Annotated in this window: 13 protein-coding genes; all 13 read left to right on the top strand. The window is 43.4% G+C overall.

The window, feature by feature from the left end:
• Positions 1-45 precede the first annotated feature (45 nt).
• The 13 genes from spoIIID to J2Z20_RS07675 all read left to right on the top strand — a co-directional run bounded on the left by spoIIID (position 46) and on the right by J2Z20_RS07675 (position 15,865).
• The gene (gene spoIIID, locus J2Z20_RS07735; protein ID WP_209847724.1) at positions 46-330 is read left to right on the top strand and encodes a sporulation transcriptional regulator SpoIIID; all 285 of its coding nucleotides are present in this window, start codon (positions 46-48) and stop codon (positions 328-330) included.
• Positions 331-533: 203 nt separating this feature from the next.
• Positions 534-1,532: a rod shape-determining protein gene (gene mreB, locus J2Z20_RS07730; protein ID WP_209847722.1), complete on the top strand. Its 999-nt coding sequence runs from the start codon at positions 534-536 to the stop codon at positions 1,530-1,532.
• A gap of 52 nt (positions 1,533-1,584) precedes the next feature.
• Entirely contained in the window at positions 1,585-2,460 is an 876-nt protein-coding gene (locus tag J2Z20_RS07725) for a flagellar hook-basal body protein (RefSeq protein ID WP_209847719.1), read from the top strand.
• 42 nt (positions 2,461-2,502) lie between these two features.
• A complete protein-coding gene (locus tag J2Z20_RS07720) occupies positions 2,503-3,303 on the top strand; it encodes a flagellar hook-basal body protein (RefSeq protein ID WP_209847716.1) in 801 nt (266 codons plus the stop codon).
• An 11-nt stretch (positions 3,304-3,314) separates the two neighbouring features.
• Entirely contained in the window at positions 3,315-3,518 is a 204-nt protein-coding gene (locus tag J2Z20_RS07715; RefSeq protein WP_209847713.1) for a DNA-directed RNA polymerase subunit beta, read from the top strand.
• Positions 3,519-3,795: 277 nt separating this feature from the next.
• Entirely contained in the window at positions 3,796-4,224 is a 429-nt protein-coding gene (gene fabZ, locus J2Z20_RS07710; protein ID WP_209847710.1) for a 3-hydroxyacyl-ACP dehydratase FabZ, read from the top strand.
• 39 nt (positions 4,225-4,263) lie between these two features.
• Entirely contained in the window at positions 4,264-5,982 is a 1,719-nt protein-coding gene (locus J2Z20_RS07705; protein WP_209847707.1) for a phospho-sugar mutase, read from the top strand.
• A gap of 97 nt (positions 5,983-6,079) precedes the next feature.
• On the top strand, positions 6,080-8,098 hold the full coding sequence (locus tag J2Z20_RS07700) for a DUF5693 family protein (RefSeq protein WP_209847704.1): 2,019 nt from the start codon (positions 6,080-6,082) through the stop codon (positions 8,096-8,098).
• Positions 8,071-9,195, top strand: coding sequence for a polysaccharide pyruvyl transferase CsaB (gene csaB, locus J2Z20_RS07695; RefSeq protein WP_209847701.1), 1,125 nt, complete (start codon positions 8,071-8,073; stop codon positions 9,193-9,195). The genes J2Z20_RS07700 and csaB overlap by 28 nt, the downstream gene beginning before the upstream one ends.
• Before the next feature lie 6 nt (positions 9,196-9,201).
• Complete coding sequence (locus tag J2Z20_RS07690) at positions 9,202-9,957, top strand: WecB/TagA/CpsF family glycosyltransferase (protein ID WP_342454283.1); 756 nt, start codon at positions 9,202-9,204, stop codon at positions 9,955-9,957.
• Positions 9,958-10,073: 116 nt separating this feature from the next.
• Positions 10,074-11,201, top strand: a complete 1,128-nt coding sequence (locus J2Z20_RS07685) for a glycosyltransferase family 4 protein (protein ID WP_209847697.1) — start codon at positions 10,074-10,076, stop codon at positions 11,199-11,201.
• Positions 11,202-11,357: 156 nt separating this feature from the next.
• A complete protein-coding gene (locus tag J2Z20_RS07680; RefSeq protein WP_209847693.1) occupies positions 11,358-15,311 on the top strand; it encodes an S-layer homology domain-containing protein in 3,954 nt (1,317 codons plus the stop codon).
• Between the two features lie 212 nt (positions 15,312-15,523).
• Positions 15,524-15,865: a hypothetical protein gene (locus J2Z20_RS07675; RefSeq protein ID WP_209847690.1), complete on the top strand. Its 342-nt coding sequence runs from the start codon at positions 15,524-15,526 to the stop codon at positions 15,863-15,865.
• Positions 15,866-15,908: the final 43 nt, after the last annotated feature.

Genomic DNA, 15,908 nt, shown 5'->3' with positions numbered 1-15,908 from the left:
CCCTCATATAATGTACCAAACTATCTCGAGTAGGGAGGCGGGAGCGTGCACGATTACATCAAAGAACGGACCATTAAGATTGGGCGTTGCATCGTAGAGACGAGGCATACGGTTCGTACGATCGCCAAGGAGTTCGGCGTATCCAAAAGCACCGTGCATAAAGATTTAACCGAACGTTTGCCGGAAATTAACCCGGATCTTGCAGAGCAAGTAAAGCACATTCTCGAATACCACAAATCGATCCGTCATCTTCGCGGCGGCGAAGCAACCAAAATTAAGTATAAAAAATCAAATAACAAGAAACGTGAGGTGGCTTCCACAATAAAATAACAGAACTAAATAACCGACACAGAAATTAATTGAATACTCCCCCTAAAGTATGATATGTTAAAAAGTGGTACAAGATAAAGAATTTTATCCTTTATTCCCGATATATGCAAAATAGTGTTTACCTTTGTCGAACAAGACTTTGAAGCGGATAGCGGATAACGATTTCTTTTACCAAAAAATAACACTTTGGGGGCTCTTTAATCATGTTTAGCAAGGATATCGGAATTGATTTAGGCACGGCGAATGTGTCTATTCATGTCAAAGGGAAGGGGGTTGTGCTCGACGAACCTTCTGTTGTAGCCATTGAAAGCGATACTAAACGAGTCCTTGCTGTAGGTGAAGAAGCAAGGCGTATGGTTGGTAGAACACCGGGCAACATCGTAGCCATTAGACCTCTCCGAGATGGTGTCATTGCTGACTTTGAAATTACCGAAATGATGCTGAAATATTTCATTCAGAAAGTAGGAGGACGCAGTTGGCATAGCCGTCCCCGCATTCTAATCTGCGCACCTGCAAACATTACTTCGGTAGAGCAGAAATCCATTCGTGAAGCAGCAGAACGAAGTGGGGCCAAAGAAGTGTTTTTGGAAGAAGAACCTAAGGCGGCGGCTATTGGCGCTGGGATGGACATTTATCAGCCTAGCGGCAATATGGTCGTAGATATTGGCGGAGGAACGACAGATGTAGCTGTCTTATCTATGGGTGATGTCGTTACCGCCTCTTCTATTAAAGTCGCAGGGGACAAGTTCGATGAAGCTATTATGAAATATATTAAGAACAAATATAAGTTGTTAATTGGTGAACGGACATCCGAGAACATTAAAATTTCCATTGGGACCGTTTTTCCAAACGGCCGCCAAGCCGAAATGGATATTCGCGGACGAGACATGGTAACAGGTCTTCCGCTCACGGTAACCATTCGCTCAAACGAAATACAGCAAGCGCTGTCGGAACCTGTATCTTTGATTGTGGCAGCTGCCAAATCAGTGCTTGAACGGACACCGCCAGAACTGTCAGCGGATATTATCGATCGGGGCGTCATTCTAACAGGCGGAGGAGCACTGCTTAACGGATTGGACGAGCTGCTCGCAGATGAGCTTCGGGTTCCTGTATTGGTAGCTGAAGACCCAATGCACTGCGTCGTAAAAGGAACGGGCATCATGCTCGATAATTTAGATCATGTCGTTAAGAAAAAATTCTAACCTGCCGATATTATTGTATAGAGGATAATGCGGGGAAGGAGATTTACATAAGATGCTTAGAGGATTATATACAGCTGCAGCAGGAATGATGACTCAGCAGCGCATACATGATACGGTGACTCAGAACATTGCGAATATCAATACGCCAGGCTATAAAGAAGTTAACAGTGTGTCCAGGTCATTTCCTGAAGTATTGATCGGGCTCGTGAACGGAGATAACGGGCAGTCCAATGCTCAAATTGGTAAATTGAACACGGGTGTTTTCGCTGAAGAGAGTCTTCCTTCTTTCGTTGAAGGAACGATAACGAACACGGATAAAGCATCTGATTTCGCCATTATATCGAACATTAACGTGGTCAAAAATGGACAGAACATCCCATTTGATGCATCAGGCAAATATGTAGATGCGCAAGGAAATATCACCTATCAGCCTCAGGCATTCTTTACGGTTCAAGATGATCAAGGCCAGATTCGATATACTCGTGACGGCAGCTTTCATCTGGATAGTCAGGGGCAGCTTGTTACATCTGCAGGATACTTAGTGCTTGATACGAATAATAAGCCAATTGTACCTAATGCTCCGATCGATCAATTAACTGTGGATGGTCAAGGTCAGTTTTTTGACGGGCAAGGTAATCCTACGGGTCAGCAGATGCTCATTAGTGTCGTTAATAACCCGAACTTTTTGATTCGTGAAGGCAATGGCGTATATAGTGTTAACAATCCGAGTCAGGCGGGGGTTCAAGCTCTGCAACCAGGGCAAGAGGCAGAAGTTCGTCAGCGCTCTTTAGAAAGCTCCAATGTTGACCCTGCGCAATCGATGACTGATTTAATGACGGCATTGCGGGCATATGAAGCGAACTCAAAGGTTGTACAATACTATGACAAGAGTTTGGATAAAGCAGTAAATGAGCTCGGCCGAGTATAATGCTAAATCATACATTAGATATGTTATTCCAGGAGGCTGCTAATGAATAACTCAATGATTAGCTCAAGTGTATCACTTGCAGGTATTCAGCAGAAAATCGACGTCATTTCGGGCAATATAGCGAACGTGAATACCGTTGGTTATAAGAGCAAAGATGCTACATTTGAAGATACGCTTACACGCGTACAGGATCAATCGAAACAATATGATCTGCCAGGGCGCAAGTCTCCATTAGGCTATAATTTAGGATTTGGTTCTTATCTTGCTGCATCGACATACAATATGTCTCAAGGTTCGCTGCAAGAGACAGGGAAAGAGACGGATTTTGCCATTCAAGGCAACGCCCTCTTTGCTGTTGATGCCGGAGGTACCCAGGCTTGGACAAGAGAAGGGGATTTTCAATTGTCCCCTGATAGCAATGGTGATTTGTTCCTAACAACCAACCAAGGTTACTTTGTACTGGATACGAATGGTCAACCAATCCAAGTGGCTAACGGTTCCCATATTCGAGTCGATGCGCAAGGGAATGTGACCGAAATTGACCTAGCCGGCAATGAGAACGTCGTTGCCCAGCTTAATTTAGTAGAAGTAGCGCGTCCTGAGTCGCTTGTTGAAGCTGGAGGCAATTTGTATAAGTTGGCAGCGGGGGCAAACGCGAGTAATGTGTTCAATCCTGTCACAGATCAAGCGTCTGTTCGTCAAGGATTCCTTGAACAGTCCAACGTAGATTTGACTAAGGAAATGACTGACTTAACACAAGCACAACGTGCATATCAGCTTGCTGCAAGAGCGCTCACATCCAGTGACAACATGATGAGCATAGCGAACAATTTGCGTGGATAGGTGGACAATCCATGAGTGAACAAGACAAGCCAGCAAGGAAGAAGACATCTAGAAAATGGGTCATTGCTGTTCGAATCATGATTCCGTTTCTTTTCATCATCGCAATCTTGGGCGGATTGATTATTGGATACGTTGTTATCGGAAAACAGTCTATTCATGATGTATTTCATATGAGCACCTGGCGGCATCTGTTCGATTTGATTTTTGCCGAATAAGGTTATTCGATGTAAACTCCTGCTTGCAGGAGTTTTCTTTTTATGCCGGAAAAATGTATAATAATTGGGGACTTGCAAGCAAAAAGGCACATACGCTTATGCTAGACAAGTACATATTTAATAAAAATACAAAAGGGCTAAGTCCATTTTCGGAAATGACCGAATATGGATAAGCCCCTTATCTGAACCTTCACTTCTGCAGCTGTGAAGGATAGTTACAGTATGACCAGGCATTTTTTAAAATATGCAGCAATATATAGTGAGAGGGGTTTTCCTAGTGCTAGATATCAAACAAATTCAAGAAATTATTCCACACCGCTACCCATTTTTACTCGTAGACCGAATTTTAGAGCTGGAAGAAGGTAAACGAGCGGTTGGACTGAAAAATGTGACGATGAACGAGCCATTTTTTATGGGACATTTTCCTGACTATCCGGTGATGCCGGGTGTGCTTATCGTGGAGGCTTTGGCACAAGTAGGGGCTGTTGCGATGCTCAAAATGGATGGCAACGGCGGCAAAATCGGTCTCCTAGCCGGAGTCGATGGCTTCAGATTTAGAGAACAAGTTGTGCCAGGTGATACGTTGATTCTTGAAGTTGAAATTACAAGACTTAAAGGAACGATTGGCAAAGGTCATGCTACAGCCAAAGTTGCAGATAAAATCGTCGCCGAAGGTGACATTATGTTTGCTTTAACGAATGCTTAAATCTTAAATGATTATATGGGCAGGGGAGGACTGCGCGCGATGACGCAACTAAGTGAAAAAGCTGCACAAACATTGGAGCTTTGGCTTCAAGATTCATTCATTGATGAACCTACGAAGCAGGAGCTTCGTTCTCTGGAGGGAGATCCTAAAGAGCTGGAAGATCGGTTTTACAAAGACTTGGAGTTTGGAACAGGCGGGCTCCGCGGTGTTATTGGTGCAGGAAGCAACCGAATGAATTTGTACACGGTTGGTCGTGCAACGCAAGGATTTGCCGAGTACATTTTGGAGAAATGTAAAGGAAGAGAAGGAGTTCCTTCCGTTGTCATCGCGCATGATTCCCGTCATTTCTCGCCAGAGTTTGCATTAGAGGCCGCGCTGGTGCTCGCTGGGAACGGTATTGCAGCCAAATTATTTCCATCGCTCCGTCCCACACCGCAGTTGTCCTTTACAGTTCGTCATTTGCAGGCGAATGGCGGTATTGTCATAACTGCAAGTCATAACCCGCCTGAGTATAATGGATATAAAGTATATAATGCCGAAGGCGGACAGCTCGTCCCGGATGAAGCTGAGCAGGTAATCCGCTACATTGGGGAAGTACGCTCCTTCTCCGCTGTACGGAAATTGTCACGCGAGGAAGCTGAAGCGAAAGGTCTGCTCGTATGGCTTGGCCAAGAAGAAGATGAAGCCTTTGTGAATACGGTGGCAAGTGTAAGTGTGAACCGTGAGCTTATTCAGTCTGGAGCGGGCAGCGAATTGAAAATTGTATATACACCTCTTCATGGTACTGGGAATATTCCAGTTCGCCAAGTTCTTGAGAAAATCGGATTCACTAAGGTGACTGTTGTGCCTGAGCAGGAGCAGCCTGATGCGAACTTCTCCACTGTAAAATCACCAAATCCGGAAGAACGCGAAGCTTTTACAATGGCGATCAAGCTCGGCGAGCAGATAGATGCCGATATTCTTATTGGTACAGATCCTGACGCCGATCGGATGGGCGCTGCCGTGAAAAATAATGATGGCGAGTATGTTGTCTTAAGCGGTAACCAATCCGGAGCGATTATGGTCTACTACTTGCTTAGTCAGCTTAAAGCTTCTGGTCAGTTTCCTAATAATGGCGCAGTTGTCAAAACGATTGTCACCAGCGAGATGGGCGCTGTCATCGCCGAACATTTTGGAGCGGCGGTCATGAATACGTTGACGGGCTTCAAATATATCGGTGAGAAAATGACGCAATTTGAAAATTCGGGCGAGTATACTTATTTATTCGGTTATGAGGAAAGCTATGGATATCTTGCAGGCAATTATGCAAGAGATAAAGATGCAGTACTCGCGTCGATGCTCATTTGTGAAGCGGCAGCATATTACAAACAGCAAGGCAAGACGCTGTACGATGTGCTGCAAGAGCTATATACGGAGTTTGGGTTTTTCAAAGAACATTTAGAATCTCGTACTTTCAAAGGGAAAGACGGGGTAGAGCGCATTCAAGCGATGATGTCCGATTGGCGCGAGCAACCACCTAAGCAGGTGGCACAAATCGAAGTAGAGCAGGTGCTCGATTACTCGCTTGGAATGGATGGGCTTCCTAAGGAAAATGTGCTTAAATTTATACTAGCCGATGGATCATGGTTCTGCTTACGTCCATCAGGTACCGAACCGAAAATAAAAGTGTATTTTGCGGTTCGCGCTGATTCGGAGGAAGAAGCATCTAATACTTTAAGTCGTCTAGTAACTGAAGTCATGGGACGCGTGGATGCTTAGCAGATTAATGTTCATAGATAAGTTTTCGTTCTGTGACCTCTTCGGGCGGTGAACATTTCCGAAGGGGTTTCAGAATTTATTATGAGGAGGTACTTTAGTGATTCAGAAGTGGCAGCATTGGAATAAGGCTTCCCGCAAATGGTTGTGGGTAATCGTTGTGATCGGGATCATTGCGGCTCTGCCTGTAATTTATGATCGCATGAAGACAGAATCGTCATCGAAAAAGGTAGAAATCGTATTTGATTATCGTGATTTGGTCGACATTGCAGATTTTCAGCCGAAACCTGCAGATTTTATTAATGAGCAGCTTGATAAATTAAAACAGGCCGGCGTCTCAACAATGGCGCTTTATGATAGTACGCTGGATGAACTCCAAAAGTCGCGGCGCATTATGATATACAGTTCTAAGGATGTTGCGAACTTAACGCAAAGCGTCCTTCCGGTAAATGAGAACTTCACCTACATTCTTTTTACAAATAAAGAATATGAGAGAACTCTATCGCCAATCATAACTGAGACTTTTACATCGCTTGGCATTGAAGTATCTCCGTGGACTTTCCATGGACAAGCGGGCCTTCTTCTGAAGACGTCTCCAGAGGATGCAATGCTTAAGCCCATGCAGCCCGATCCAATAACGATGCAAATGCTGCATGACAAAGGATTTATCATTCTGCCTCGTTTAGCAGATACGATTCCGTATAATCAAGCAGCGATGGAGAAGTTGTTTGACAAATATGAGGCTATGGGTGTTAAGCGCATCTTGTTTGATGGGGATTCCGTTAAAGGTTACAATGATAATGCGAAGATGAACAGCTTGGCTGCGTTTGCTGAAGTGCTGAATAAGCACGGTATTGGCATTGCTGCTATTGAAAATTTGAAAAAACCGCAACTTGGATTTAATAAGCTTGCTTATTTGACTCATTACAATGTCGTTCGCCTGTATTCATTAAGTGATGCAGACGCGAGTCTTGATGTGGACACGATTGCAGATCGTTTCGCCTTAGCTACGAAAGACCGTAACATTCGAATGCTGTATCTCAATGCGGGGCCAACTCGTGATCTAACGAAGGCTGAGATTTCTAATCCGCTCGATAATTTGATCAAAAGCTTAGATGAACCAGGGGCGTCAATCGATCGAATCAAGCAAAATGGATTTGAGCTTGGACAAGCTGAGCCGTTCAAGGTTGTCGATTCTTCATGGCAGCGATACTTGAAACTGATTGTAGCTGGCGCAGGAGTTGCTTTTGTAGCATTATGTATTTCGTATTTCATTCCAGGAATTACACTTATTGCTTTTGTGCTAGGTCTTGTCGGTAGTAGCGGATTGTTCTTACTCAGCTCACATGTATTTGAACAAGCGCTGGCGCTGTTCGTAGCCATTAGCGGACCGACGATTGCGATGGTGCTGGCGGTACGCAAAGTGAGAAAAGTAAGCGAACGAAGCCCTAATTTGCCTGCAGGCAAACGGCTTGCTCACGCAGTGGTGTTATTCATAACCACTTCACTCACATCACTCATGGCCGTACCATATGTCATTGCTTTACTCAACAATGTTACTTATCAATTAAGACTCGATCAGTTCCGCGGGGTAAGTTTGCTGCATGCGGCTCCGATTGGGCTTGTCGCGTTATATATCTTTTTATACAGAGGAAAATCGGTTACTTCTGAAATTCGCAAAGTATTGCGTATGCCAATTACCGTACTTTGGGTGATCGCAGTTGCAGTGATCGGGGTTATTGGATTATATTATCTGTCTCGTACCGGTAATAACGGAACCGTATCCCCGTTAGAAATGTCGTTCCGTTCTTTCTTGGAAAATACATTCCATGTTAGACCGCGGACCAAGGAATTTTTGATGGGGCATCCGCTCTTTGTGGCAGGCGTGTTCGTCGCCTTGAAATATCGCCGTGCGATTATTGTGCTCATTATCGGTGCTATCGGTCAGCTCTCTATGGTGGATACATTTGCACATATTCATACACCTGTTATTCTATCCATCATTCGAGACTTCCTAGGTATGGGGCTCGGATTAATCATTGGTCTTATTTTTGTAGGTGTACTCCAAATTGCTGAAAGGTGTTGGCACAGATGGTCTCCACGACTTCTCAAACCATAGTCATATCCGGTTATTATGGATTTAAGAACAGCGGAGATGAAGCTGTCCTGAAATCGATTCTGACTGCACTCGAAGAACAGGGTAGACAAGCCGGAGTTAAAGTGGAGCCAATAGTGCTTTCCATTGACCCAGAATGGACAAGCTCAGTCTATGGCGTGCGTGCCGTTCACCGCATGAAGCTCGGCGAAGTGAGACAAGCTCTTAAGGAGAGCGACGGGCTCATTAGCGGCGGCGGCAGCTTGCTGCAGGACGTGACGAGTGCGAAGACGATACCTTATTATTTAGCGATTTTGAAATTAGCACAGTGGATGCGTAAACCGACCTTTATATATGCTCAAGGCATTGGGCCGGTGAACCGTAAACTTTTTCATCCATTGATTAAATCGGTATTTAAGAAGTGTGCCTATATTTCTGTACGTGATGAACAATCAGCTGAGCTGCTGCATTCGATGGGCCTTGATCCGAAGAAGGTACAGGTTGTGCCTGACCCCGTAATGGGTCTTCCGTTGCCAGAGAATGATCGCAGTCATACTGCTGCAGACGATGATCTCCCTCGGATTGGTATTTCGGTTCGCTTCTGGAATAAGGAGCGCAGAGAACTGGACAGTATTGCTCAGGGGTTGAAACAGCTGGCAGAGCGGAGAAATGTTCACTTGCGCTTTCTTCCTTTTCATTTGCCAGCGGATGAAGAGGCGTCACGATACATTATGGACAAGATACAAGAAGTGGAGAGTAGCGGAAGCAAAGTGAGCATCTGTCAAGATGCTTTGCATCCGCAGGAAATGCTTCGCGAAGTGAGCCAGTGTCAGGCCGTCATCGGAATGAGACTGCACAGTTTAATTTATGCAGCATCTAGGCAGGTGCCGCTGCTCGGCATTTCATATGATCCGAAAATCGATCATTTCCTTCATCGGATTGACAGCAAGCCTGTTGGTACGACTGAACAATTGTCAGGGGGCGCTATTGCTACCGAACTGGAGAAGCTGCTTGAACATGGTGATGATTGGCGTACAGCACACGAGGACAGTATTGCTCGTTTGAAACGTGAAGCTCAGCTGCCAGCTGAGCACATCATTGATTATTTACGTAAAGGATGAGAACTTGTGAATCAGTTAGGTCAAGTGCCGACCGTGTCTATTTATGGTATTCCTTTTAGTAAGCTCGGAATGACCGATACTGTTGCTTATGTAACGGAAATGGTGAAATCCGGGAAGCCGCATCAAATTATTACGGGGAATCCGATTATGGTGATGACAGCCTTGGAGAACCCTGAATATATGTCCGTCATGAAAAGTGCAGATCTCGTCGTCCCTGATGGGGCAGGTGTCGTATGGGCTGCCAGCTATGTAGGCGAACCCGTAGCAGAAAGAGTAGCTGGTTATGACCTGTTACATGAACTGATGAAAGTAGGAGAAAGCTATCATTGGAAAGTGTATCTTCTCGGATCGACGAGTGAAGTTATTCAGGAAACCGTACGCAGATTGGGATTGGAATATCCAGGGGTGCATATTGTAGGATACCGCGACGGTTATTTTGGACCAGAAGAAGATCAAGCTGTCATTGAAGACATTCGAGCGGCTGCGCCTGACATCTTATTTGTAGCTCGCTCGGTCTCGACTCAAGAGCCATGGATCGCTCGCTATAAAGAACAGCTTGGTGTACCGGTTGTCATGGGTGTTGGCGGAAGCTTTGATGTCATCTCGGGTAAGAGCAAAAGGGCTCCGAAATGGATGCAACAAATGCGCATGGAATGGTTGTTCAGACTGCTGCGCGAACCTACGAGATACAAAAGAATGCTTGCGCTGCCGAAATTTGCTATGAAAGTACTTCGTGAGAAAGAAAAAGTGACAAAACGATAAGAAAAAGATGAAATTCGCATGAAAATATTAAGAAATTGCTTGTATACGGGGTTTGTAATTATTTTCGAACGGAGTATAATTCAATGCGGTAGAAAAAATGGGGGTTGAACAATAACATGTTACCAATCTATATCGTTGGATTTATAATCGCTTTAGCGTTGGCATTATCATTGACACCTGCAGTGAAGATGTTTGCTGTGAAAATAGGTGCTGTCGATGTGCCGAATGCCCGAAAAGTACACACGAGAATTATGCCAAGGCTGGGCGGACTAGCGATTTATTTGGCGTTTATGATTTCACTCGTTATGATTCTACCCTTCATTCCGGACGTATTCTCGGCGCGGGACACTAACTTCATTAAAGCATTTGTCGTTGGCGGTTCTATGATTATGCTTCTCGGTGCGCTGGACGACCGGTTTCAGCTTTCTGCTAAATTGAAATTTGTGATGCAAATTGCAGCGGCGTGCATCGTCGTTTTTGGATATGATATTAAAGTTGTTTTTGTAAATATTCCGTTCCAGAACAATTATTCTTCACTTGAAAATTGGATCGCCATTCCGCTTACGATTCTTTGGATCGTTGGGGTGACGAACGCAATTAACTTAATTGACGGATTAGACGGACTGGCTGCTGGAGTGTCTGGCATTGCCGTTAGTACCATTTTCGTCATGTCCCTCATTATGGGGAATACCACTATCTCTTTACTTTGCTTACTATTGCTCGGCGGGATCATTGGATTCTTATTCTTTAACTTCCATCCTGCCAAAATATTTATGGGTGACTCGGGATCGCTGTTCCTGGGCTTCTCGCTAGCGATGCTGTCCATGCTCGGCTTCAAACAGATTGCGATTGTATCTCTGATCACTCCGCTCATTATTATTGGAGTTCCGCTCTCAGATACATTCTTTGCGATTGTTCGCCGCTGGATGCAGAAGAAACCAATCTTCTCTCCAGACAAAGGGCATTTGCATCACCGCTTGCGTGAAATTGGATTCAGCCATCGTCAGACAGTACTCATTATCTACGGAATCGCAGCATTCTTCGGAGTGCTTGCTGTTATTCAATCATCAGCTGCGCTGTATGCAGCGAACTGGGTAACCTTTGTCGTTATTTGTATTATGATGTTCTTCATGCAAATCGGTGCAGAGATTATCGGACTCATTGGTAAAACAAGACGTCCTGTTCTCGATCTTCTAGCACGTTTTCGGATGAAGACTGACGCTGAGACGAGATCGAAATCCTAAGTCATTTTCTAAGCTATTATTAATTTTATATATGTAACCCAAACCTTATTCCGTGTCAGGAATAAGGTTTTTTTGTGCGGATTTACTAAAATTTTGTAGGTTCATGACCGATAAAAGAGATAATAGACTACATGGCGAAAAGGAGAGATTCATAATATGCAGCGTCTCAGACGACCATTTATATGGTTTGTATTACTGACACTAGTCATTTCGATGTTCCCTGCGGGGCTTATTCGGCAAGCGAACGCGGCATCAGCTGCAACCTATTTTATTCCGGATATTACAGCAATCCGTAGTACTGCGTTGTTATCCACTGATGCAGCAGCTGGAGCGAATCAAATAACTAGAAGCAATGTGTATACGACGAACAACCCTGGGCTAACGATTACAGGTGCGTATTCATATGTTGCCAAAGATACGATGAAGGTCAAAATTGAACAGCTCAGTTCTGTACCTGCGATTCCTACTGGAGTCAATTGGGTAACGGACAGCACTCATTTTACAACAGGAATTGTCGTAGCAGACCCTAATAATGCGAATAAGTTTATCGCTAGCAATTTGCAATTGTTCTCTGGTTTTAACAAAATTACATTTTCGGGTATGCAGGGCGGTGTTGAACGCTCGGACGTATTTTATGTATTGTATGACAAAGTTCCATATGTTCAAAATCTAAAAGTCTTTGGCAGTGGATCAGGCGCGGTAAACTTGAATGAAGGAACGCAAGTTGTCGTTGATAAACAATCCATTACTTTACAAGGACAAGCTTTAAATTCAACCAAGGTGACCGTATCCATCAACGGTGGAACTCCAATTTTGTCTTCATTGTTGACAGACGGCACATTCTTTACACCTGCATTGAATTTGTCCTCTGGCCTGAACAATTTAACGATTGTGGCACAGAATGCGTCGGATTCGATCACCATACAACGAGCTGTGTATTATTTTGATAAAAATAAACCATTTACGAGTATGGATTTGGTGTATAACTCTGCTAATTATCCAATACTGGATAAAACAGCAACTGTAACAGATAACTCAGGTAATACAACTGCGCAAATTAAGATGCAAGTGCTTGTTCCTTATGGAGCAAATCCAGTGGCAACAGATGGCGTGGTCACTGTGAACGGAACGACTGTGGGCTTTAATATCTTGAAAGCAGATGGTGTTACGATTGGTGGAGCAGCGGATGAGGTTATTATTCCGGGTGCTGATGGGATTACGCCGGCCTACCGACTAGTAACTTTAATAACAGCACCGTATAATCTCCAGACAGATCCAGTTTCAGGGACTTTATTATCAAGTCAAAGGGCAGATGTCACGATTACTTACGGAAGCATCATTAGCTCTGCATATAACGGAGCATTCAAATATTTGCCGGGTGAAACACAAATTACAGATATGAAGTATTTGCCTGATTATGACCCTGTTTCAAATAACAATCTTGCGACAGTGACACAAGTACCGCTTGATGGTGCAGAAGTTGATAAAGCAGATTTTTACATTTTAGCTACTGCAGATAAAGCTCCTACAACAGCATTGATGGCTGATTATTTGCCGCTAGGAACTAAAGCCTTGACTTTAACATTAGTTGCAACGGTCGGTAATCAACAGGTTTATCAAGTTACGGGCTTCTCTAATGGTCAACAGAAGGTTCGTTTCCATTATTCGGGCTCAACATCATCATATAATGCTGACATATCGTATGTATCTAAAAACTATATTTATGTCGCTAATCTTTACGATGGACAGACTTATACTTTCGACTCACGAAATACGAACTCGTTAAAAATTACAGGTAAATATATTGGGTTTGAAAACATCTCAAATGCACAATATTTTATCAATGGCATTGATGGCAGTAAGCTAGTAAATGGTACTGATGGACCGGATACTATTCTAGGTTCTATCACAACCGCTACTCCGGATTTCGACCTGGATTTGAATATTAGTGCGTCTGGACCACTTGTGTTTGGTGAGAATCGCATTGTATTTACAGGAGATTCAATGGACGGAGCCGGCAATGTCAGACAAGTTCGCAAAGAAATTCGTATTTACATCATCGATACGAATGTGTCCAATATAACGAATTTCATGCCTGTATTAGCTAGTCCAACGCGTGAACCATTTGTTGACGCAGATCCAGGAGATCCTGTAAGCTACCCTGCTGCGAAGCTTGCTAATATTTTTGCGGTTACGCCTGAATTCATATATAAAACGGATAAATATGTGACGAGTGAAAAATCGTACGATCTCGTATTGCGCGGCGGCGGAGCATCAACGATCAATTTGAATTTAGGTACGCAGCTGTTCTTCACATCTACAGGTTCGCCAATTAATTTGGCAGCAGGGACAAGGCAGTTTATTCTTAACGGTACTTTCACTTTCCAAGGTACAACCTATTATTATGATTTTGTTGGTGATCAAAAGGACTTCATCTTGCGTATTAGAGATATCCCATTTGCTGCTCCAGGCAGCCATGTGTATAATCTCGAACTAGTAAATAGCACCGGTGCTCGTACGAACCAACGTTTGGAAATCGTACGTGAAGTGTCTCCTTATCGTATTTTGTCACCACAGCCAACAGTAGGAAATCAAATTATTGTGAACAAAAACTTCGTTCGCTTCGACATTGAAGCAGAAGGTGCTACACAAGTTACTGTTAATAAACAGCCGGCAACGAAACGTCCAGATATGAACAATCGTTTCGTTTATGATTTTGTAGGTTTGAAGCCTGATAAATGGACGCCAATTAAAATTGAAATTGTTCGTCAAGATACGAAGCTGAGTGACACGGTTAGCGTTTATTATGCGAGTGAGGTCGCTATTGATTCTCAGTTCATGGCAGAAAAACCAAGTACGAAATACAGTGTATTTAACAAGGGTCTTGAATTATCATTCCCGAAAGGAACTGTACTGCAAAGCGCAAATGTACTCACTGGAAATACAACGAAGTTCTATCCTGATAATAAGATATTATTCGGAATCGCTGACCCATTAGATGGAGTAGTGGAAAGAAAGAACGATTATGGAAATGTGATTAACGTAAATCCAGATGCTCGTACAACGGGCGGAGCAAGCACGATCATTATTCCTGATTATTTAGTACAACGTTTCAATTCGACGGCGTCAACGAATAACTTTAGCCGAGTATCCGATATTTATTGGATCAATGGGGGTGTTGGCGAACAAGGCAATAAAGGTACGGTCTCGTACAAGCCATCTACCAACGGTCTAGCTCCTTACTCGATCGAAGGCAATTTCACGGAAATGCCGCTTGATCGCAAGTTGGTACCATCCAAACGGGGTACGCTGAAACTGAAATTTGATCCAAGCGTTGTCGATGAAGTAGGTTCTACAGTCACTGTTTTCCGTTATACAGACAATGGTTCTTGGGAAAATGTCGGCGGTGAAGTTGATACGAAGAATCATACGATTTCAGTTCCGTTTGATGAGTTCGGTTATTATACAGTAATGAAACTGCGCAGAGGTTTTGCAGACATTACGAATCACCCTTGGGCTCGTAACTATCTGAATGGTCTATATTCCAAAGGCATTATGAACAACCTTAAGTTCGATGCATTTGGTGCTGACGATGTGACAACCCGCGGTGAATTTGCAACGTTGCTTGTTAAAGGTTTGAATATCCCGCTTAATTACAACGGTAACGACACGACCTTTACGGATGTCGTTCCAGGAGCACGTTCAGGAACATGGGATTTCGAGCATATTGAGACTGCAGCGAGAGCAGGTATTGTAACAGGTCTGAGCGATGGTTTCTTCGGAACTGATCAACCAGTCACTCGTGAACAGGCAGCTGTCATGATTGCTCGAGCTCTCAAATTAAAGATGGCCAACAATGACAGTAAACTTCAATCTAACCTAGCGAAGGCATTTACGGACTCAGGCAGTATGGACTACTACTCACTTCCAGCGATCGACGCTGTATCAAAAGCTAAGATTATGGAAGGCAGTCCGACTACTCTTCCTGGACAGAAGAAGCCTGTATACAGCTTTAATCCAAAAGGCATACTTACTCGAGCAGAAGCGGGTAAAATCGCGGTAGAACTGCTTAAGAAGAGTACGAAGATATTCCCTAAAAACTTGAGCTAACATTTGAAAGACCTGTCTACCGAGTGAATTTCGTAGACAGGTCTTTGATTTGATTCAAGAATGGTTTGGTAGTTGAACATTAAAATAGAAGTCTTTTCTACTATTAATGATGTGAATATTTAAGATATTATTTATGTAAGTATTTTGAATTTTATTAAAGTTTAAGATACAATAGCGGTAAACACAATTTTTTGAAGGGTGAATGCTATCTAATGAAACCGATTTTATCTAAGGCACAAGTTGTTTACATGAAAGCTAAGAAGAAATTTGATGATAGAGCGAAAGTGCTAGAGCAACAGATTGCAGAAACTCGTAAAACGACAGAAATTACAGAAGAGGTTATGGAAGGCTTAGTACTTGAGACAGGGTTTCATGATGCGTACAGCGAATTGACGAATGCCGAAAATGAACTTATTGAATGGTCTCATACAGCCATTAAAAACGACAAAACATACAAAACGAATCAACAACCGATTGATCAAATGTACAGTAACTTAGAAAACAACCCAGAGATGAGAGCCAGAATCATTCAACTGGCAATGAAAATACGATAATAACAAATAGAACGATGCCCGTGTTTTAAGGCATCGTTTTTTA

This window comes from Paenibacillus sediminis, assembly GCF_017873765.1.
GTDB lineage: Bacteria > Bacillota > Bacilli > Paenibacillales > Paenibacillaceae > Paenibacillus_AG > Paenibacillus_AG sediminis.
This window is presented reverse-complemented; position numbering and strand designations above follow the sequence as displayed.

What these genes read in the sequence shown, in the direction of transcription:
- J2Z20_RS07675 (WP_209847690.1), top strand. Translation starts at nt 15,524, where the DNA reads ATGAAACCGATTTTATCTAAGGCACAAGTTGTTTACATGAAAGCTAAG.
- csaB (WP_209847701.1), top strand. Translation starts at nt 8,071, where the DNA reads ATGGTCTCCACGACTTCTCAAACCATAGTCATATCCGGTTATTATGGA.
- mreB (WP_209847722.1), top strand. Translation starts at nt 534, where the DNA reads ATGTTTAGCAAGGATATCGGAATTGATTTAGGCACGGCGAATGTGTCT.
- J2Z20_RS07705 (WP_209847707.1), top strand. Translation starts at nt 4,264, where the DNA reads ATGACGCAACTAAGTGAAAAAGCTGCACAAACATTGGAGCTTTGGCTT.
- J2Z20_RS07715 (WP_209847713.1), top strand. Translation starts at nt 3,315, where the DNA reads ATGAGTGAACAAGACAAGCCAGCAAGGAAGAAGACATCTAGAAAATGG.
- J2Z20_RS07685 (WP_209847697.1), top strand. Translation starts at nt 10,074, where the DNA reads ATGTTACCAATCTATATCGTTGGATTTATAATCGCTTTAGCGTTGGCA.
- J2Z20_RS07725 (WP_209847719.1), top strand. Translation starts at nt 1,585, where the DNA reads ATGCTTAGAGGATTATATACAGCTGCAGCAGGAATGATGACTCAGCAG.
- J2Z20_RS07680 (WP_209847693.1), top strand. Translation starts at nt 11,358, where the DNA reads ATGCAGCGTCTCAGACGACCATTTATATGGTTTGTATTACTGACACTA.
- J2Z20_RS07720 (WP_209847716.1), top strand. Translation starts at nt 2,503, where the DNA reads ATGAATAACTCAATGATTAGCTCAAGTGTATCACTTGCAGGTATTCAG.